19 protein-coding genes are annotated in these 19,714 nt (G+C 52.2%); 13 read left to right on the top strand and 6 right to left on the bottom strand.

Annotated features, from left to right (window positions below):
- Positions 1-17 precede the first annotated feature (17 nt).
- Together queA and ABDW36_RS18635 are read left to right on the top strand one after the other, a co-directional pair.
- Positions 18-1,067, top strand: a complete 1,050-nt coding sequence (queA, locus tag ABDW36_RS18630) for a tRNA preQ1(34) S-adenosylmethionine ribosyltransferase-isomerase QueA (RefSeq protein ID WP_343703439.1) — start codon at positions 18-20, stop codon at positions 1,065-1,067.
- Between the two features lie 140 nt (positions 1,068-1,207).
- Positions 1,208-1,882: a 2-C-methyl-D-erythritol 4-phosphate cytidylyltransferase gene (locus tag ABDW36_RS18635; protein WP_343703440.1), complete on the top strand. Its 675-nt coding sequence runs from the start codon at positions 1,208-1,210 to the stop codon at positions 1,880-1,882.
- A gap of 36 nt (positions 1,883-1,918) precedes the next feature.
- On the opposite strand, the gene ABDW36_RS18640 is transcribed toward ABDW36_RS18635, so the two are convergent.
- Positions 1,919-2,890: a Gfo/Idh/MocA family oxidoreductase gene (locus ABDW36_RS18640; RefSeq protein WP_343703441.1), complete on the bottom strand. Its 972-nt coding sequence runs from the start codon at positions 2,888-2,890 to the stop codon at positions 1,919-1,921.
- A 92-nt stretch (positions 2,891-2,982) separates the two neighbouring features.
- On the opposite strand from ABDW36_RS18640, the gene ABDW36_RS18645 reads away from it, so the two are divergent.
- Positions 2,983-4,998 (top strand): gliding motility-associated C-terminal domain-containing protein, encoded by a 2,016-nt coding sequence (locus tag ABDW36_RS18645; RefSeq protein ID WP_343703442.1) that lies wholly within the window; start codon positions 2,983-2,985, stop codon positions 4,996-4,998.
- A gap of 8 nt (positions 4,999-5,006) precedes the next feature.
- On the opposite strand, the gene radC is transcribed toward ABDW36_RS18645, so the two are convergent.
- The gene (gene radC, locus ABDW36_RS18650; RefSeq protein ID WP_343703443.1) at positions 5,007-5,756 is read right to left on the bottom strand and encodes a DNA repair protein RadC; all 750 of its coding nucleotides are present in this window, start codon (positions 5,754-5,756) and stop codon (positions 5,007-5,009) included.
- A 164-nt stretch (positions 5,757-5,920) separates the two neighbouring features.
- Here radC and ABDW36_RS18655 point away from each other — a divergent pair, with 164 nt between their 5' ends.
- The 4 genes from ABDW36_RS18655 (at position 5,921) to ABDW36_RS18670 (ending at position 8,960) form a co-directional block, all read left to right on the top strand.
- A complete protein-coding gene (locus ABDW36_RS18655; protein ID WP_343703444.1) occupies positions 5,921-6,868 on the top strand; it encodes a ribose-phosphate pyrophosphokinase in 948 nt (315 codons plus the stop codon).
- 36 nt (positions 6,869-6,904) lie between these two features.
- Positions 6,905-7,495, top strand: coding sequence for a 50S ribosomal protein L25 (locus ABDW36_RS18660; RefSeq protein WP_343703445.1), 591 nt, complete (start codon positions 6,905-6,907; stop codon positions 7,493-7,495).
- A gap of 85 nt (positions 7,496-7,580) precedes the next feature.
- Complete coding sequence (gene pth, locus ABDW36_RS18665) at positions 7,581-8,156, top strand: aminoacyl-tRNA hydrolase (RefSeq protein ID WP_343703446.1); 576 nt, start codon at positions 7,581-7,583, stop codon at positions 8,154-8,156.
- Between the two features lie 192 nt (positions 8,157-8,348).
- A complete protein-coding gene (locus tag ABDW36_RS18670) occupies positions 8,349-8,960 on the top strand; it encodes a fumarylacetoacetate hydrolase family protein (protein ID WP_119078683.1) in 612 nt (203 codons plus the stop codon).
- A 56-nt stretch (positions 8,961-9,016) separates the two neighbouring features.
- Here ABDW36_RS18670 and ABDW36_RS18675 read toward each other — a convergent pair whose 3' ends face one another.
- A complete protein-coding gene (locus ABDW36_RS18675) occupies positions 9,017-9,451 on the bottom strand; it encodes a MarR family winged helix-turn-helix transcriptional regulator (protein ID WP_343703447.1) in 435 nt (144 codons plus the stop codon).
- A 69-nt stretch (positions 9,452-9,520) separates the two neighbouring features.
- On the opposite strand from ABDW36_RS18675, the gene ABDW36_RS18680 reads away from it, so the two are divergent.
- On the top strand, positions 9,521-11,593 hold the full coding sequence (locus tag ABDW36_RS18680; RefSeq protein ID WP_343703448.1) for a thiamine pyrophosphate-dependent enzyme: 2,073 nt from the start codon (positions 9,521-9,523) through the stop codon (positions 11,591-11,593).
- An 85-nt stretch (positions 11,594-11,678) separates the two neighbouring features.
- On the opposite strand, the gene ABDW36_RS18685 is transcribed toward ABDW36_RS18680, so the two are convergent.
- Both ABDW36_RS18685 and ABDW36_RS18690 read right to left on the bottom strand, forming a co-directional pair.
- Positions 11,679-14,105, bottom strand: coding sequence for a TonB-dependent receptor (locus tag ABDW36_RS18685; protein ID WP_343703449.1), 2,427 nt, complete (start codon positions 14,103-14,105; stop codon positions 11,679-11,681).
- Positions 14,106-14,190: 85 nt separating this feature from the next.
- Positions 14,191-14,454, bottom strand: a complete 264-nt coding sequence (locus ABDW36_RS18690) for a hypothetical protein (RefSeq protein ID WP_343703450.1) — start codon at positions 14,452-14,454, stop codon at positions 14,191-14,193.
- A gap of 53 nt (positions 14,455-14,507) precedes the next feature.
- On the opposite strand from ABDW36_RS18690, the gene ABDW36_RS18695 reads away from it, so the two are divergent.
- Positions 14,508-15,071, top strand: a complete 564-nt coding sequence (locus ABDW36_RS18695; protein WP_343703451.1) for a hypothetical protein — start codon at positions 14,508-14,510, stop codon at positions 15,069-15,071.
- A gap of 42 nt (positions 15,072-15,113) precedes the next feature.
- Here the strand turns inward: ABDW36_RS18695 and ABDW36_RS18700 are convergent, their stop codons facing one another.
- On the bottom strand, positions 15,114-15,887 hold the full coding sequence (locus ABDW36_RS18700) for a MerR family transcriptional regulator (protein ID WP_343703452.1): 774 nt from the start codon (positions 15,885-15,887) through the stop codon (positions 15,114-15,116).
- 90 nt (positions 15,888-15,977) lie between these two features.
- On the opposite strand from ABDW36_RS18700, the gene ABDW36_RS18705 reads away from it, so the two are divergent.
- The 4 genes from ABDW36_RS18705 (at position 15,978) to ABDW36_RS18720 (ending at position 19,709) form a co-directional block, all read left to right on the top strand.
- On the top strand, positions 15,978-16,739 hold the full coding sequence (locus ABDW36_RS18705; RefSeq protein ID WP_343703453.1) for an NIPSNAP family protein: 762 nt from the start codon (positions 15,978-15,980) through the stop codon (positions 16,737-16,739).
- Positions 16,740-16,859: 120 nt separating this feature from the next.
- On the top strand, positions 16,860-17,777 hold the full coding sequence (locus tag ABDW36_RS18710) for an ROK family protein (protein ID WP_343703454.1): 918 nt from the start codon (positions 16,860-16,862) through the stop codon (positions 17,775-17,777).
- Between the two features lie 13 nt (positions 17,778-17,790).
- Complete coding sequence (locus tag ABDW36_RS18715; protein WP_343703455.1) at positions 17,791-18,936, top strand: MFS transporter; 1,146 nt, start codon at positions 17,791-17,793, stop codon at positions 18,934-18,936.
- An 11-nt stretch (positions 18,937-18,947) separates the two neighbouring features.
- Positions 18,948-19,709, top strand: a complete 762-nt coding sequence (locus ABDW36_RS18720) for a sugar isomerase domain-containing protein (protein WP_343703456.1) — start codon at positions 18,948-18,950, stop codon at positions 19,707-19,709.
- The last annotated feature ends 5 nt before the right edge of the window (positions 19,710-19,714 follow it).

A 19,714-nucleotide genomic window follows, 5' to 3' on the forward strand; every position in this document is an offset into this window, starting at 1 on the left:
TTCATTCATACCGTAATATGAAATTATCACAATTCAAGTTCGATCTCCCGTTAAACCTGATCGCACAGCACCCTTCAAAAACAAGAGACGAGAGCCGTTTAATGGTGGTAAACCGTGCCACCGGCAAAATTGAGCACAAGGTTTTCAAAGACATTCTTGGTTATTTTAATGACAAGGACGTGATGGTGGTGAACAACACCAAAGTGTTCCCTGCCAGGCTCTATGGCCGTAAGGAGAAGACCGGCGCAAAAATCGAAGTGTTCCTGCTGCGTGAGCTGAATAAACAGAACCGCCTCTGGGATGTAATTGTTGACCCCGCCCGCAAGATCAGGGTGGGCAACAAGCTGTACTTCGGGGACGATGAAAGCCTGGTGGCCGAAGTGATAGACAACACCACTTCCCGCGGCCGTACCATCCGTTTCCTGTTCGAAGGCAATGATGAGGAGTTCAAAGCCGTGCTGGACAGCCTGGGGGAAACACCGCTGCCCAAGTACATCAAACGCAAGCCCGAAGAAGAAGACAAAGAGCGCTACCAGACGGTGTACGCCAAGTACGAAGGCGCTGTGGCCGCACCCACCGCCGGTTTGCACTTCAGCCGCGAGCTGATCAAACGCCTGGAGATCAAAGGCGTGAAATTTGCCGAAGTAACCCTTCATACCGGCCTGGGCACCTTCCGCCCCATTGAAGTGGAAGACCTCAGCAAACATAAAATGGACGCGGAATATTTCCACATAGATGAATATGCCGTGAAAATTGTGAACAAGGCCAAAGAAGAGAACCGCAAGATCTGCGCTATCGGCACCACCACGGTAAGGGCCGTAGAATCTTCCGTAACCGCGCAGAACCACCTGAAAGCGGCAGAAGGCTGGACGAACACTTTCATTCACCCGCCTTACGATTTTTCTATTCCCAACGCGCTGGTAACCAACTTCCACCTGCCCAAAACAAGCCTGCTCATCATGGTTTGCGCTTTTGCAGGGTATGACCTGATCATGGACGCCTACCAGCAAGCCATCAAGGAAAAGTACCGTTTCTTCAGCTACGGCGATGCCATGCTGATCATCTAAGGCATTATACAGACCGGAAAAATTTTAGGGCAAATAGCAGTAATGCTGTTTGCCCTTTTGTTTTAAATATGCTTACTTCGTGCTGCGGCGCAGTGAAACGCACTTATGCTGGTCCGCAGTTCCTAAATCATACTTCGTCATTGAAACAGAAGATAGCCGTTATTGTTGCCGGAGGTTCCGGCCAGCGCATGGGCAGCGCTACTCCCAAACAGTTTCTCGCGCTGGCGGGCAAGCCCGTATTGTACCACACCATTGCGGCGTTCAGGGCGGCGTATGAGGATATGCATATTGTGCTGGTTGTACCGGAGGCCCACCAGTCTCAAATAGCTTATGTGCTGGCGGCATTTGACCGGCCCCCGTCCGTTACGCTGGTAACCGGCGGGGAAACCCGTTTTCATTCCGTGCGCAACGGACTGCAGGTGATAAAGCAGGAGGCTGTGGTGTTTGTGCATGACGGCGTGCGCCCGCTGGTATCTCCTTCGTTGGTCCGTACCTGTTATGAACAGGCGCTGGTGCACGGGAGCGCCGTGCCGGCCATTGCGCTGAAAGACAGCATCAGGGAGGTAGACGATGAGGGGAACATGGCGGTAGACCGTGCCCGTTTCCGCATTATTCAAACTCCGCAAACCTTTTTATCGGACTTGCTGATACCGGCCTTTGAGCAACCTTATGATCCGTTGTTTACAGATGAGGCTACCGTTGTGGAAAGAACGGGGCATGCCATTCACCTGGTAGAAGGGGAGGAGCACAATATCAAAATTACCCGGCCGGCAGACCTGGCCATTGCAACGGCGTTTTTACAGGGCGCGGAATAACCTGTTATAAGACTGACCGCAGCACGGCGTTCCAGCTTACTCAGACTGCCCTTTGCTGATCTTCTGCAATATCTGGTGCGCAGCTTCCAGCGCCTGGAAACCATCTATCACGTTCACAGCTACCGGTTTGTTTTCCAGGATACTGTCCCGGAACAGCTCCAGCTCCATGCGGATGGCGTTGGATTGTTTGATTTCCGGGTTGTCTATGGCAATGGTCTTTTTGCCGGAGTTGGTGGCAATGTCTAATGTAAAGAGGCCTTCGTCTTCCGGCGTTTTCAGTTTAATGATCTCTGTTTTTTTATCAAGGAAGTCGATGCCGATGTAAGCATCTTTCTGGAAGAGGCGCATCTTGCGCATTTTTTTGAGGGAGATGCGGCTGGAAGTGAGGTTGGCCACACAGCCGTTGTGAAACTCTATGCGTACGTTGGCAATGTCAGGCGTATCGCTCATAACGGCCACGCCGCTGGCGGAAATGCGGCTGATGCTAGATTTGACGATGCTGAGCACAATGTCTATATCATGTATCATCAGGTCCAGTATCACGCTCACGTCTGTGCCGCGGGGGTTAAATTCCGCCAGGCGGTGTACCTCAATGAACATAGGTTTCAGGTCATATCCCTTCAGGGCCAGGAAGGCCGGGTTGAAGCGTTCTACATGCCCTACCTGGAATTTGATGCTGGCCTCATCTACCAGCTTTACCAGCAGTTTGGCTTCTTCCATGGTATTGGTCATGGGCTTTTCCACAAAAACATGCTTGCCGTTACGGATAGCCATTTCACACAGGGCAAAGTGCTGGGTGGTAGGGGCCACAATGTCTACGGCGTCAGATGCGGTGATGAGTTCTTCCGCCGAGGTGAAGCGTTTGATCTTGTATTGCTCCTGCACACCCTCCGCATTGGCATCATTCGGATCAAAAAAGCCGGTTACCTCAACATCTTTCATGGTAGCCAGCTGAGATAAGTGGATCTTGCCTAAATGCCCTACACCGAACAAGCCTATTTTGAGCATGAGTGGTTTTTTTTGTGGAAAATTCCTGCAAATGTAACAAAAGCGACCGTTATTACTTTATATAATAATTCTATATTGCCCTTCTGTTTTACATGCATCGTTTTGTTTTCACCATATTAACCCTTTTATGGGCTGCACAGCAGGCTATTGCGCAATGTTCCACGCTGGGGCAGTCTCCGCAGAGTGCTTTCCCTGTTTGCGGTACGCGCGCGCTGCAGCAGGTACAGGTGCCGCCTTGCCCGGGAAGGGACATGCGTATACGGGGATGTAACCGACCTGCGCCTTTCCGCGATGTGAATGCCTTCTGGTATAAATTTACCTGCTACGATGCCGGCACGCTGGGTTTTTCCATTACACCGGCCGACCCTAACGATGATTATGACTGGCAAGTGTTTGACGTAACCGGCCGCAACCTGAATGAAGTTTATACCAATGCAAATACCCAGGTATCCGGTAACTGGAGCGCCATTCCGGGAGAAACAGGCGCTTCTGCGGCAGGTACGGTGCAAATTGCCTGTGACGGCTATAGCGAGCCCAAATGGAGCCGGATGCCCACGCTTATTGCCGGCCATCAGTATCTGCTCATGGTCAGCAACTTTTCAGAATCCCAAAGCGGGTATGCCCTGTCTTTCCAGGGAGGCACCGCCAATATCACCGATCCCTTGCCCGGCGCGTTCAAAGAAGCGGCATACCGCTGCCTGAATAACCGGATCGGCGTCAAACTCAATAAACGTTTCCAGTGCTCCACCCTTACCGCTTCCGGCAGCGAATTTGAAATTGTAGGTGGCGCCGCTGTGGTGACAGGCGCCCAGGCGGTAGGCTGCAGCAGCGGCTTTGATATGGATTCCGTGGTGCTGGAGCTTGACCGGCCCCTGCCTGCAGGCAACTATACCGTGCGCATACGCAATGGTACCGACAATAACACCCTGCTGGATGCCTGTGACAATCCCGTTGCCGTGGGCCGCGACGTGGCTTTTACCGTGCCCGTTCCGCAATATGTGCCTTTTGATGTCCGAAGCATCCGCCCGCCGGGCTGCCAGCCGGACAGGATAATGGTACGCCTCTCCGGCCCTGTCCGCTGCGCTTCCATAGCTGCCGATGGCAGCGATTTTGTACTGGGCGGCACCGGGCCGGCCGTGCGCATCGTAGCCGCCAACACCTTCTGCAACGATCAGTTGACAGACAGCGTAGAACTGATATTAAGCAACACCATATACGAAAACGGCAACTATTCCATCACGCTTGCGCGCGGCAGAGACGGCAATACGATTGTTAGCGAGTGTGGTCTGGAAACGCCGCCCGGCGGCAGTGTGCCCTATATCACCGCAGATACCGTTAACGCCCTTTTCTCCTACCGCACCCGGCTGGATTGTGTGTATGACACCATTTTCCTGCAGCACAATGGCGCTCATGGCGTGAACAGCTGGCAATGGTCTTTCGAAGATGGCTCTGCCATGACCGGGCCGGCACCGGAAAAAGTGTACACCGTTTTTGGCGCCAAAACCGTTACACTATCTGTCAGCAACGGTGTTTGCCAGGATGAGCATACCGAACAGATATTGCTGGATAACGAGTTGAAAGCTGACTTTACCATTAATACCCCGGTGCTTTGCCCGCTGGACATGGCGTCTTTCACCAATAACAGCATCGGCCATATTGTTTCCCATAACTGGGATTTTGCCTACGGCCCCGGCTCGCGCATGATAACGCCGGAGCCCTTCCGTTTCCCGCTGGAAGGCCGGGAACGTACTTACCAGATCAGGCTGATAGTGGAAGACAACCTCCAGTGCCGGGATACGGTGGTGCATACCCTCAAAACGGTGCCCAGTTGCCGTGTGGCGGTACCTACGGCCTTCTCTCCCAATAACGACGGCCTGAACGATTTCCTTTACCCCATCAATGCATACAAGACCGCTGACCTGTATTTCCGCGTTTTTGCCCGCAATGGTCAGCTGGTATTTGAAACCCGCAACTGGACGCAGAAGTGGGACGGCAAGATCAACGGCTCCCCCGCAGGCGTAGGTACCTATGCCTGGGTGCTGGAGTATACGGATACCGAATTGGGCACCCGTGTGTTCCAGAAGGGCGTGACTACGCTGGTACGCTAGGCAATATGCTATAACAGCCCATCTTCCCGTAAGCTGAAATACCCTGTATCCGCTACTATCAGGTGGTCCATTATTTCTATGTCCAGCAGGCGGCCTGCCTCTTTCAGGCGGTGTGTCATGGCTATATCTGCATGGCTGGGCCGCAGGTTGCCGGAAGGGTGATTGTGGCAGAGCAGCAGGCGGGTAGCCCTGTGAAGCAGCGCGGCCTCAAACACCAGCCGCGGATCTACGGTGGTGGAGGTTCTTCCGCCAGAGCTGATGCAACCATAACCCAGCACCTTATTGGCATGGTTCAGGTAAATGGCGTAAAAGCTTTCCTGCTGTTCGTCTTCCAGCAGGGGCTTTAGCAATGCCGCCGCATCTGCGCTGGAGTACAGCACCGTTCTGTTGCTGGCCAGCCCCGCTGTTTGCTTTCTGCGTGCCAGCTCCAGGGCAGCCAGTACAGTAACCGCCTTGGCCTCTCCGATACCGGGAAATTGTTTCAGGTGGTGCGGCCCCAGCCGCCCCAGCTCCGCCAGGTCGTTGCCGCAAGACAGCAGGATGGACTGGGCCAGCTCTACGGCAGACTGGTCTTTATTGCCCGAATTGATCAGGATAGCCAGCAATTCAGCATGGCTGAGCGCCCGGGGCCCTTTGCAGAGCAGCTTTTCCCTGGGCCGGTCATCTTCCGCCCATTCGCGGATGGGCGGCAAGCTCCGCCCGGTACCAGCCAGGTACTTGGAAATAGGGGGTAAAAAAGCAGGGGTAACTTCCATCATCACCTTTATGTTTCTCCGAATATACTAATAATATTAGCAAATTATGCCACTATTTTTAGCATTTCCTCTTCATTAGGCTACCACAAAGGTTTTAGGCAGTCATGGGATTTTTTTTTCGTCTTATCTCATATAAAGTCATAGTTTTGCAACCTCTTTTCTTCATCATGAATCCACAGGTAAAAATCTTCACAGGTAACAGCAATCCTGAGCTGGCAGCGCGTATTGCAACCAGGTACGGTAATGGTTTGGGTAAAGTGAATATCCAGAAGTTCAGCGACGGTGAATTTCAGCCGGTCTTCCTTGAAAGCATCCGCGGCGACTATGTTTTCCTCGTGCAGGGCACCAACGCCCCCACAGAGAACCTTATGGAGCTGCTGCTGATGATAGATGCTGCAAAAAGGGCCTCTGCAGGGTACATTACAGCTGTAATACCCTATTTCGGCTTTGCCCGGCAAGACAGGAAAGACAAACCCCGCGTGGCCATCGGCTCCAAGCTGATTGCCAACCTGCTCACCGCAGCGGGAGCTAACAGGGTGATTACCATGGATTTGCATGCTCCCCAGATACAGGGGTTCTTTGATATTCCGGTAGACCACCTGGACAGTTCGGCTATTTTTATTCCTTATATAGAGAATCTGAAGCTGAAAAACCTTACCTTTGCGTCCCCTGACGTGGGTTCTACCACCCGGGTGCGTGAAGTGGCAAGCTTTTTCAATGCGGAAATGGTGATCTGCGACAAGCATCGTAAAAGGGCCAATGAAATTGCGTCTATGGTGGTGATCGGTGATGTAACGGATAAAGATATCGTACTGATCGATGATATCTGTGATACCGCCGGTACGCTCACCAAATCAGCCGCCCTGCTGATGGAAAAAGGAGCAAGAAGCGTAAGGGCATTCTGTACACACCCTGTATTCAGCGGTAATGCGTATGAGAATATTGAAAATTCTGTGCTGGAGGAACTGGTGGTATGTGATACCATCCCGCTGAGGAAACAAAGCGCTAAAGTGAAAGTGATCAGTGTGGCAGACCTTTTTGCAGTGGCCATCCGCAACATGCACGAAAACAAGTCTATCACAAGCTTGTTTGTACATAGCCAGCGCAGAATGTAAGCAGTGTATTTTTTTATTTCTATAAATGTTTAAACAATGAAAACAATAACCATCGAAGGACAACTCAGGAGCGAATTCGGCAAACAAGCCACCCGCCTTCTCCGTTCTGAGGAAAAAGTGCCTTGCGTTATTTATGGGGGTGCGGAAACAATCAGCTTTTCTGCTGATGCCACTGCATTTAAACCGCTGGTGTACACACCTGATTTCCAGCTTGCTGAGATCAAGATTGACGGAAAAACTTACCGTTGCATTCTGAAAGACCTGCAGTTTGACACCGTTACAGACGAGCTGACGCATGTTGACTTCCTGGAGCTGACAGAAGACAAAAAAGTAGTTGCCACCCTGCCGCTGAAAACCGTGGGTTCTTCCATTGGCGTGAAAAGCGGTGGTAAGCTGGTAGTGAAAATGAAAGCGCTGAAAGTGAAAGCTCTCCCGAAAGACCTGGTAGAGAGCCTGGAAGTAGACATCACTAACCTGGACCTGAACGAGAACATCCGCGTGGAAGACGTAAAGGCTCCCGGCATCGAGATACTGAACTCTCCCCGTATCCCGGTTGCTTCTGTGGTGATGACCCGTCAGCTGAAACAGGAAGAAGCTGCTGCAGAGAAGGAAGCCAAGAAAAAATAAATAGGCGAAATAATTATATTAAAGAGCCCGGCGTAATATCAGCCGGGCTTTTTATTTTTGGCATCCCGAATCAATCGTTTATGTTATGAAGTACCTTATTGTTGGATTAGGAAACATTGGAGCGGAGTATCAGCATACCCGTCACAACATCGGTTTTGACGTGGCAGACGCGTTGGCCCGCAAACACGGCGTGAGCTTCCGCAGTGACCGGCTGGCAGACGTGGCGGAGATCAGGTGGAAAGGGAGGGTATTGGTGGTGATCAAACCCACTACCTACATGAACCTGAGCGGAAAAGCCGTGAAATACTGGATGGACAAGGAGAAGATACCGGTAGAAAATGTGCTGGTGGTGCTGGACGAACTGGCCCTGCCGCTGGAAGTGCTCCGCCTGAGGCCCGGCGGCAGCGATGCAGGCCACAATGGCCTCAAAAGCATACAGGAAGCTATTGCCACCAACCAATATCCCCGCCTCCGTTTCGGTATCGGCAACGACTATCCGAAAGGCCGGCAGGTAGATTATGTGCTGGGGAAATGGAGCAGCAAGGAAGAACCCGTAGTGCTGCAAAAAACAGATAAGTGTGTGGAGATCATTGAGAGTTTTGCAAGCATTGGGCTGGAGCGCTCCATGAACAATTATAACAAGCTTACTTTTCCATTATAGAAGTAAATTGTATATTTCATGCCTAAAAGGTACCCTACCTTTACCGCTATAGGTCATGATCCGTGTACCAACGATTCGCTATATCCTGCGGAAATACTGCAGTTATCCGGATGATAGTGCGTACGTTGGACAATGTATTGTGGACTATGGGTCAAACCATAGGCTTTATTAACCTTACAAAATACACGCATTATGAAAATTATCTGCGTTGGAAGAAACTATGCCAAACATGCAGAAGAATTGAAAAACGAAGTGCCCTCCGATCCCGTGATTTTCATGAAACCGAAGAACGCCTTGCTGCAAAACAACCATCCCTTCTATTATCCGGAGTTTACGGACAACCTGCACTATGAATGTGAACTGGTGCTCCGGATCTCAAAAAACGGGAAACATATACAGGAGCGTTTTGCTTCCAAGTATTATGACAGCATGTCTGTTGGTATAGATTTCACTGCGCGGGACCTCCAGGAAAAACAAAAAGCCAAAGGGCTTCCCTGGGAAATTGCCAAATCTTTCGATAATTCTGCCGTGGTGGGGAAGTTTATTCCTATTACCGAAACAACAGACCTGAAAGACACCAATTTTGTTTTGTACAAGAACAAGGAACTGGTGCAGCATGGGAACACCAAAGATCTCCTTTTTAACTTCGACAAACTGATTGCCTATATTTCCCGGTTTTTTACACTGAATATCGGTGACCTGGTGTTTACCGGCACCCCGGAAGGGGTGGGCGCCGTTGAAATTGGCGATACGCTGGAAGCATTTATTGAAAATGACAGCCTGCTTGAATTTATGGTGAAATAACCATATAAAAAGGCCGGTTGAAAAGCAGCTTTTTTTCAGCCGGCCATTTTTCCCTGTCAGGGAATGTTGCCGTAAATTACGTCCAGGATGCGGGTCAGCTCCTGGTAATCTTTCTCCGTCAGGTCTTTCCAGCCCGTTTTCCGCATTTCCAGCACCATCGGGCGTACATCTTTATACTTGTTCACCCCGGCCGGCGTCAGTTGCACGTATACCTTCCGGCGGTCGTCTGTAGACCCCTGCCGCTCCACCAGCTCCTTCTTCACCAGTAATTCAATAATGCGGGATACCGTGGTAATATCTTTAGACGTGAGCCTTGCCAACTCATTGTGAGTGATGCGTTTGTGTTTATAGAGGTTTTCTATCAGCAGCCACTGGTCTACCGTAATATCTTTCCCCTGCGCATCAAAATTCTTCTGCCAGTAGTTCCGTATTTTTTTCAGGGTGGCATCCAGCTTAAAAAAAGATGGATTACTCACAAAAGTGTCGTGCATATTGATTAATTTGCAGTAGCAATAGTTGTTATAGCAACTATCCGGTTTTGACCGCCAAAACAGTTTTACGTGCTTAAAGATAACATAAGCGTACCTACTTTGAAAGCCACCATTACACACCGGGAGCAAGACGCCGATTTCCAGGCGTTGCTGCGGCAGGCTTACCGCATGATGTGCCTGGCACGGAACATGGCTGTAAAATACGAAACCAACCGTGCTGTCTGCAAATATGTGCATTCCACTTCCGCCGGGCATGAAGCCATCCAGGTGGCGGCCGGGTTGCAGCTACAGCCGGGGGACTATGTGAGCCCTTATTACCGGGATGATTGTATGATGCTGGCCATGGGCTTTTCTCCCTACACGCTGATGCTGCAGTTGCTGGCCAAGGGAGAAGATCTGTTCAGCGCCGGCCGTTCTTATTATTGCCATCCCTGCAGCAGGGACGCTGACAAGCCCGTAATTCCCCACCAGAGCAGCGCTACCGGTATGCAGGTAATACCCGCCACCGGCATGGCCCAGGGGCTGCAGTACCTTGAGCAGACGGGGCTGGCAGACGCCGGCAGGCAACCCGTGGTGCTTTGTTCCCTGGGAGATGGCAGTGTTACGGAAGGGGAGGTGAGTGAGGCCCTGCAGTTTGCCGTGCTGAAAAAACTGCCCATCATTTACCTGGTGCAGGACAATGACTGGGGCATATCCGTGACCGGGGCGGAAGCCCGCGCCATGGATGCTTATGAGTATGCAGGCGGCTTTAAGGGCCTGGAGAGAATGAGGGTAGACGGGAGTGATTTTGAGGCGGCTTACCACGCCATGGGCTCCGCTATCAGGTATGTACGCGCGGAAAGGATGCCGATGCTTGTACATGCCGCCGTGCCCCTGCTGGGGCATCATACATCGGGCGTAAGAAAGGAATGGTACCGTACAGAAGAAGACCTGGAGAAACATGCGGCCAGAGACCCCTTGCTGCTGTTGAAGAACCGGCTGGCCAATACCGGTAAAATAGAGCAGGAAGCGGCAGCCGAAATAGACCTGGCTTTTGAAATGGCCTGCAACAGCCCGGAGCCTGACCCCGCTACCGTCAGGAACCATGTATTTGCACCCACACCGGTGAAGGAGGAAAGCGGAACACGTACGCCCGCTGGTGGCAGTAAAGTGGTGATGGTAGATGCGGCCCTGCACGCCATAGAAGAGATCTTGCAACAATTCCCGGAAGCCATCCTTTTTGGGCAGGACGTTGGCCGGCGCCTCGGCGGCGTATTTCGCGAAGCGGCCACCCTGGCGGAAAAATTCGGAGATCACCGGGTGTACAATACCGCCATACAGGAAGCATATATCATCGGCAGCACGGCGGGCCTCTCTGCTGTAGGCGTGAAACCCATCGTGGAAGTACAGTTTGGCGATTATATCTATCCCGGTTTTAACCAGCTGGTGTCTGAAATTTCAAAAAGCTGCTACCTCTCCGCCGGCAAATTTCCGGTGCAAACGCTCATACGCGTGCCGGTAGGCGCCTATGGCGGCGGAGGCCCCTATCACTCCGGCTCTGTGGAAACCACTTTGCTGAGCATCAAAGGCATCAAAATAGCGTTCCCTTCCAATGCGGCAGACCTGAAAGGCCTCATGAAGGCGGCCTTTCTTGATCCCAACCCGGTAGTCATGCTGGAACACAAAGGCCTCTACTGGTCAAAGGTACCGGGCACGCAGGAGGCCATGACCATTGAGCCCGCTGCAGACTACATATTACCCTTCGGCAAGGCCCGCATTGTACAACCGGCGGAAGACGGCGTATGTGTAGTGACTTACGGCATGGGAGTTTACTGGGCAAAAGCCGCGGCGGAAAGTTTTCCCGGCAGGGTTGAGATAGTTGACCTGCGCACGTTGTTCCCGCTGGATGAAGCGCTGGTATTTGACACGGTGCGCAAGCACGGCAAATGCCTGGTGCTCACGGAAGAACAGCTAAACAATTCCTTTGCCCAATCACTGGCCGCACGTATTTCGGAAGCCTGCTTCCGCTGGCTGGACGCGCCGGTACAGACCATGGGCGCGTTGGATTTGCCGGCCGTACCCCTCAACATAGCCCTTGAAAAAGAAATGCTCCCCAATGCAGGCAAGGTGGCGGAAAAAATCAGCAACCTGCTGGCTTACTGAAAATATTGATACCTGCCTTTTTGAGAAAAAATAATCCCCGGCTGCTATGGCCGGGGATTTATATGTAAAAAGCTTATTGACTTTATCAGAACCGGAAAGCAGCACTGGCAGACAGCCTTCTGGGCAATTGCTTTTCAACGGTGGTCCACCCGCCGAAGTATTCCTTGTTGGCTATGTTATCCAGCCTCAGGCCCAGGCGGTAAGACTTGGCCTGGTAGAAAACGGTGGCGTTCAGCACGGTGTAGGAGGGCAGGGTGAAGATGCCCGTAACGGCATCGTTGGTGGTCACGTTCTCGCTGGCATAGTTGCCGCCGAAACCTGCGCCCAGGCCTTGCAAGGGGCCGCCCGGCGTAGTGTAGCCTATCCAGAAGTTGGCCAGGTGCTCAGGGCCGGCGCTGGTAGGCCTTCTGCCTTCAAGGTTGGTGGAAGCTTTCACCATTTTGCTGTTGTTGTATCCGTAGCCGGCAACAATGTTGAGGCCGGTAACCGGGGTGGCTGACAGGTCAAGCTCAACGCCTTTGCTTTTCTGTGTGCCGTCTTGTATAGTGTAATTGTAGTCTACCCCGTCATTACCTTTGCCGGTTACCTGGCGTGTCATGTTAGACACTAGTATGTCGTAATAGCTGGCGGTGAAGTTCAGCTTGTGGTTAAGCAGGTCAAGCTTCACGCCGCCTTCGATCTGGTTGGCTTGCTGCGGCTTGTATTTGATGTCAAGGCCCAGGGCCGGGTTCGGCTGTGCGGCCGTTACGTTCCTGAAACCATTCATGTAATTGGCAAATACGCCTACCTTATCTTTCACGATCTGGTACACAAGGCCAAACTTCGGAGATACGGCGGTTTGGCTGTAGTTGCCGGTGAGCGTACCGTTCAGGAAGTTTTTGGTGCCTTTGTTGTCAAAATGGTCTACCCGTAAGCTCAACATGGCAGACAATTCTTTGGTGATATTCAGTACGTCTGAAATATAGGCGCTGTAGGTGTTGATGGTTGCGGCATTTTTTGTGTGGCCGGTGGTGAGTGTGGCCAGTTTCGCGTCTACCGCGGAACGGGTAAGCTGTCCGTATTGCGGGTCTTTTGTGTTCACCGCGCTTACATAGTCAAATATGGCATAAGGTGAATAGTTGTTGGTGGTTTGCTGGCTGAGGAAATCCAGTCCTACTACCACCCTGTTCCGCAGGCCGCCTATCTTGAAATCTCCGATGAAATTCTGCTGGATGTCTGTGGTGATAGCCTGCGAGTTTTGCGTATATACAAAGCGGTTAAGCAAAGTATCGTTCGGGGCGCCGTTGGCATCCATGAACATGACATAGGAATAGTACCCGTCGCTTTTGCGGACGCTATGGGCGGCTACCGTCTGGGAAGTCCACTGGTCAGACAGCTTGTAGGTGATCAGGCCGGTGAGGTTAACGGTGGGAGTTTTGTAGCTGATATCGTTGCTGGTGAATGAGCGGTTAAAGTCCATCCCCAGTTCTGCCGGAGTTCTGGCTATCAGTTGGCGCTTGCGGTTGAGAAATACCATCAGCGCGTTGGTGCTTTCGGCACTGTAGATCTCTGTATTGATATCGAACGTCAGCCTGTCGCTTGCCTTGTAAGTAAAGCTGGGCGCAAAGAAGAAAGACTTTTTAAAACCTGCGTCCTGGAAGCTGCCTTCGTTATGATAAGCAGCGTTGACCCGTAGCAGCGCCGTCTTGTCTTCGTTCAGCGGGGTGTTCACATCCGCTGTTACGCGGTTCAACCCATAGCCGCCGCCGGTGTAGCTGATATCTCCACCAAAATAATCGTACGGTTTTTTGGTAACAATGTTGATGAGCCCGCCAAAGGAGATGAGGCTGCTGCCGAAGAGCGTACCGGAGGGGCCTTTGATGGTTTCAATGCGTTCTATGTTGGCCGGGTCTACGCCGCCGTTGGTAAGGCCGGCAATGCCGTTGATAATGGTAGGCTGCACGCTGAAGCCCCGCATGGTGAAGTAGCCGGCGCCGTCACCGGGGCGGCCGGTAGATGACCAGAGGCGGCTTACGCCCGGGGCATTTTTCAATGCATCGTCAAAGGTAACAATACCCTGTTCGCGGATCAGCTCCTTGTTCACTACATTGTATACTTGCGGGTTTTCAATGTTTTTGATGGGAAGACGGGCTACAAAATCGCTCTCCTTTTTACCCGTGCGTGCCTGGTTACCCTTAATGATCACTTCCTTGAGCTGTGTGTCAGACACTTCCAGCTGGATGCTGACAGTAGCGGTTTCTGACCCGCTGACCCTTACTTCCTGCTCTGCCGTCTGGTACCCTACCAGAGACACCTGTACGGTGTAAGTGCCGGGCTGCAGGCGGCGGAAGGTAAATTCCCCTTTCAGGTCAGTTACCACGCCCCGGTTGTTATTTTTGACCAATACACTTACGAAAGGCGCAGGTTGCCCGTCACTGGTGCGTACGGTACCTTTAATAGTTCCTGTAATATTTTGAGCTGCAATGCTTTGTGCACAAAAAAGCAGCAGAATGAACGGTATGAATTTTTTCATGCCGCAAAATTCTAACGAAAGAAGGGCTGCCGTTTACTCAAACGGGAAAATTATTTACGAAATCCGGAAAAAGATGGGCGAATTGTCAGCGGGCCAGTAAAAAAAGCGCAAATATGCCTATGCCCACCGTGCCGCCCAGGACGCTGGCAATGGCGTCTTTTATTTCGTAATGTCCTTTGCCGGTCAGCAGCGAGATCAGTTCAAACCCGTAACTAATGGCGCATACGGCCGTGAAGGCCAGCAAGTACATAAGGGGAGGGTACAGGTACCAGGCTATAGCTTGCAGCACAATTCCCATAGGGATGCCTGTTAGGAAGTGTTTCCATTTGTCAGGAGCGATATTGAGCATATCTGCAATAATACTAAGTTTCGGCTGGTATGGTAATTGTGTTCTTGAAATTGATGAAAAAGCTAATGTATATACTCGCATGCGGCGCCCTGCTGGCCTGCGGAAACAGCAAAAGGGAAAAGCAGCCACAGCAAACGGCAGTACCTCCCACAGAAGATTCCGCGGTTCAGACCACCGGCGCCAATCCGCCACCGGTAAGCACGGACGAGCAGCAGTTCAGAGCGTTTTTCGGCACGTTCCAGAACGCAGTGGCCGGTACGCATGATACGCTGTTGCAGGGCATGATCCGTTTCCCCCTCCCGGTAGACAATACAGGTACGGAATTAAAACAGGCGGAATTCAAAAGCCGGGAAAGCCAGATATTCAACGGGGATGTGGTCAGGTTGCTGCCTACTGCAGGTGATGCCCACATTACCGAGATCGGGGAAGACAATTCCACCGCTTATTATAAAAAACTGCGGGCAGGTACAGACCCCGGTACGGGCATTTATGAGGTGCATATGGAATACCCTGACCAGAACAGCAATAAACAGAGCTTTTTCACTTTTGTATTTGGCAAGGTAGGCGGACAATATAAACTGATAGGATACCACCGGAACCTGCCGGTGAAAGAATAACGGAGCTGCCCTCCCGCGGAGGGAGGAGGCAGCCCGTTTCTTTTATTTTGCCGGGTGGGCGGCATACCACTTCATACCTTCGCTGATGAAGGCGGCGTATGCCGGATCTGTTTTGCCGTCCGGTGTTTGCGTGTACCGTTCATCGTCTACATACAACTGCGCCAGGCCTTTGTAAGCCGCCAGCCGTTCTTCTTCCGGCACTGCATTTCCCCAGAACCGCCTGATCAGCTCAAAATGCGTGTGTATCACTTTCTGCACTTTGGGGTGAGAAGGGGGCAGGTGCATTACTTCCTGCAGAGCCGTGCGGATGTTCACAAATTCGTCTTTCAGTTTCAGAAAAGCCGCTTTGTCCATTTTACGAAGATTGTTCTCACTGTTTTCTACCGCTTGCCGGCCCCATTTGGCAACCGCTTCCTCGCGGTAGGTGTTTCCCTCCGGGAAACCTTCATATAGCTCTTTATCTGTCAACATAACTGGTCCTCCTTTTAAAGTTGAAAGTGTTTTGTCAATAGTTTTAATTAAAACGGAAATGCGCTTACGCCGTGCCTGCAGGGCTTTTTTATGCTCTTCAAGGGCAGCGGCCGGCTCAAAGCCCGGGTCGTCAAGTAGGGCCGCTATGTTTTCCAGTGAAAGGTCAAGCTCCTTGTAAAACATAATTTGCTGCAACCGGTACAGTTCGTAAGCGCCGTACACGCGGTACCCCGCCGGGGTACGTTTTCCGGGCTTCAGCAAACCGCAGGCGTCGTAGTGGTGCAGTGTGCGCACACTCACCCCCGCCAGCGCCGCCAGTTGCTTAACGGTATAAGTTTTTTCCATAAGGCAAAGGTAGGGTATCACGTTACGTAAGGGTCAAGGGGGTTTGATTCTTTCGTAATCCTTTTTATCTTGTCCATAATATTCACGACCATGAAAAATTCCACTTTGTCTCTTTGTTTGCTGCTGTTATGCAGCTTTTCTTCCTTTGCCGGAGAGTTTTACCAGGTAAAGATCTACCACCTGAAAACGGAAGCCCAGGTGGCGCGGGTAGACAGTTTTTTGAGTACGGCATTTCTGCCGGCGCTGCACCGCGCGGGTATCAGGCAGGTAGGGGTATTCAAGCCCATTGAGCAAGATACGGCAGACCTCAAGGTATACGTGCTCATTCCCTTCAAATCACTGGAACAGTTTGAGCGCCTGCCAGCCATACTGGAGAAGGACGCGGCGTACAAAAAAACAGGCAGCAGTTATATTAATTCAGATTATACAGACGTGCCTTATGCCCGCCTTGAATCTGTTCTGTTGAAATCCTTCCGTGATATGCCTAAAATGGAAGCGCCTAAACTGACCGGGCCCCGGAAAGACCGGGTGTACGAGCTGCGGAGTTATGAAGGGCCCACTGAAAAGTATTTTCTGAATAAAGTGAAGATGTTCAACGATGGGGACGAGATAGGCATTTTCAGGAAACTTGGGTTCAATGCTGTATTTTATGGTGAAGTGATAGCCGGCAGCCGCATGCCCAACCTGATGTACATGACCACGTTTAATGATCAGGCAGACCGGGATGCGCATTGGAAAGCGTTTTCTGCAGACCCGGACTGGAAGAAACTTTCCGGCATGCAGGAATACAAAAACAATGTGTCCAGGTCAGACAAGTTTTTCCTGCGGCCCACCGAGTATTCCGATATTTGATCAGGCAGATCGTTATCCTGCCTTTACAGGGCCGGCCAGCAGTGATGGCCGGCCCTGTCTTCTTTTTTCATGCCGGGTAACGGAGCTTCCTTTTTTATTTGTCATATATAGAGACATGTTATGAAAGCACTAGCGATAGATCTCGGAGGTACCAAAATGGCCGTGGCCGTTTTTTCGGAGGATGGCGTCATCCTCGAAAAGCATGTACATCCCCTGGGTTCCCGCAGCGGGGAGGCCGTGGGGGCCATGATCACTGAAGCCGTACAGAACATGCAAAAACACGAGTTCCACGCTGTGGGCATAGCAGTGCCCGGCATCAGTCGCCGGCAAACAGGCACCGTATGGGCGCCCAATATTCCCGGATGGGAGAATTATCCGTTGCTGAAAGAAGTCAATGCTGTGGCCGGCCCTCTGCCGGTGCGCATAGAAGGAGACCGTTCCTGTTATATTATGGGCGAGGCCTGGAAGGGGGGCGCCCAGGGATGCAGCAATGCCATTTACCTGGCCGTAGGCACAGGCATTGGCGCCGGTATTATGGCAGACGGATGTTTGCTGCACGGCGCTTCAGACATTAGCGGCGCTATAGGCTGGATGGCGCTGCAGCGGCCTTTCCTGGATGAATACACCGCATGCGGCTGTTTTGAAAGTATGGCTTCCGGCGAAGGTATTGCCAAAGTGGCGGCTGCCCTGGCCGGCAGGGAGGCCGGCTACGCGGGGCCGCTGAAAAAAGACCAGCTGCAGGCAAAGGATGTATTTGACGCATATCAGCAGAAAGACCGTATAGCCTTTACAGTTATTAACCAGTGCATTGAGTTGTGGGGAATGGCGGCTGCCAACCTGGTAAGCCTGTTCAACCCGGAGAAGATCATATTTGGCGGAGGCGTATTTGGCCCGGCAGTACAGTTTTTACCGGCCATTGCAGCTGAAGCGGCGCGGTGGGCGCAACCTGTAAGCATGGAGCAGGTGCGGTTCGAAGCATCAGCGCTGCACAGTGATGCCGGCCTTTACGGTGCGGCCTGCCTCGCATTTCATGCATAACCTGTTAACACGTATGTACAACAAACGGATCGTATTCATGGCGGCCTGCCTGGGCCTGTTGCTCTTTGGCGTTACTCTCATTACGCTGGGCGCCGTGGTGCTTGACCTGCGGCAGAAATTCAGCCTGGACGGTATTGCGGCGGGTACGCTGTTTTCCATTATGCCCATTGGCATACTGGCCGGTTCCCTGTTCTTCGGGCCGGTGAGTGACCGGTATGGTTACAAGTTGTTGCTGGTGCTCTCCTGCCTGGGGCTTTGCGCCGGCTTCCAGGGTATTGCGCATGCGGCATCTCCGGACATACTGAAGGCCTGCATTTTTGTGTTCGGCCTCTCGGGCGGGGTAGTAAACGGCGCCACCAATGCGGTGGTGGCAGACATTACTGTTCGCGGTAAAGGCGCTTCCCTGAGCCTGCTGGGCGTTTCGTTCGGCATTGGCGCCCTGGGCATGCCGCAGGTGCTGGCGGCATTGCGCCAGTATTACGCCTGGAATGAAATTGTGTCGGCCGTTGGCTGGCTTACGCTCATCATGGCCGTTTTGTATGCGGTTATTAAATTTCCGCCACCCAAACACCTGCAAGGCTTCCCGCTGAAACAGAGCGGCCGGATGTTCGGGGACCTCACCCTGCTGCTGATCGGTTTTTTCCTCTTTTGCCAGAGCAGCTTTGAGGCCATTATCAATAACTGGACCACCACCTACCTTACCGCCGGAGACCATATGGAAGAAAGCAGGGCACTTTATGCACTGTCTTTATACATTGCCGGCTTCACCGTGATGAGGCTGCTCACCGGCAGCGTGTTCCGCACCGTGCCCCCCCGTCATATGCTCATTGTGTCTTTGCTGCTGATGCCCGCCGGCATTTTACTGTTGCAGACCGGCAGCACATTTGCGGTGTCTGCCGCAGGCCTCATTCTGCTGGGCGCTGGGCTGGCAGGCGGCTTCCCCATTATGCTGGGCTTTGTAGGAGAGCGGTATGCCTCTCATTCCGGTACGGCATTCAGCTTTGTGCTGGTGATTGCCCTCATCGGCAATATGCTGGTGAACTACATGATGGGGCTGGTGGTGCAGCACTACGGCGTTCAGCACCTTACCACCGTGGCGCTGGCGGAGTGGCTGGCCATGCTGTTATTGTGCAGCACCATCGTAAGAAGATTACAATAAACCGTTTTCATATGCTTGCAAAACAATGGCTCACCAATGCCAGGAACGTAATGGCACAGATCGAAGACACACAGCTGGACAATATCCGGAAAGCTGCGGAAGTAATGGCAGACAGCATCGCCGCCGGCCGCTGGGTCCATACCTTCGGCTGCGGGCATGCCACCATTCCCATTGAAGAGATGTACCCGCGTATCGGCGGCTTTGTTGGGTTCCACCCCATGATAGAACTGCCGCTTACCTTCTTTACCCGCATTACCGGGGAAATGGGCGTGCACCAGTTTGTGTTCCTGGAAAGAGTAGAAGGTTACGGGGTAGAGATCATGAAAGGCTACAACTTTGACCCCCGCGATACCATGTGGCTCTTTTCGCACTCTGGCATCAATAACGTGAACATCGATGTAGCGCTGGAAGCCAAAAAGCGCGGCATGAAAGTGATTGCCTTTGGCTCTGCCGCGGCTGCGCAAGGCAAGCAGACACGCCACTCCAGCGGTAAAACTATTTTCGAAGTGGCGGATATTGTGGTGGATTCCTGCGCTCCTATAGAAGATGCATCTGTACCGCTTAAAAATCACCAGGATAAAATAGGGCCCGTTTCAACCATGGCCTTTGTAACCTGTGTGTGGATGACGGTAACTACAGTAGCGGAAATCCTGGCAGACCGCGGGGTGCAGCTGCACATCCATCCATCACATAATGTACCGGGAGACGGTACGGCGCGGCAGCGGCTGGAAGCGGCGTTGGCGGCTTATAAAGAAAGAATTGCCGGTGTATAGCAATA

Origin of the sequence: Chitinophaga sp. (genome assembly GCF_039596455.1) — a bacterium.
Lineage (GTDB): Bacteria > Bacteroidota > Bacteroidia > Chitinophagales > Chitinophagaceae > Chitinophaga.